Source organism: Chitinophaga sp. GbtcB8, from assembly GCF_019091455.1.
Taxonomy (GTDB): Bacteria; Bacteroidota; Bacteroidia; order Chitinophagales; family Chitinophagaceae; genus Chitinophaga.
Genome location: NZ_JAGXJN010000409.1, coordinates 1 through 237, shown reverse-complemented (window position 1 = coordinate 237; position 237 = coordinate 1). Strand labels below are relative to the sequence as shown.

Below are 237 nucleotides of genomic sequence, written 5' to 3'. Positions count from 1 at the left end.
CAGCTGAAAATACAATCCCTGTCTGAACCCGCTATGCTGGTGCGGCCCTCTCTCCTGCGGGCCGGGGTATTGCCATTATGGGTGCTTCCGTTCATCAGCAGGGTAATGGCCCTGCCATTGGGCCCGGGAATGCGGGCTCCCTACAACGAAAAGGCATTACGGTTTGCCATCTTCCGGGCCGTTACCTTTCTGGGAGGTTTCTCCCCTCCCACCATTGGGTCGGCATCCAATCCCATA

Annotated in this window: 1 protein-coding gene; it reads left to right on the top strand. The window is 57.8% G+C overall.

Annotated elements, in window-relative coordinates:
* Window positions 1-237, top strand: a 237-nt coding sequence (locus tag KVT36_RS32200; RefSeq protein WP_217607510.1) for a hypothetical protein, incomplete at both ends; no start/stop codon positions are given.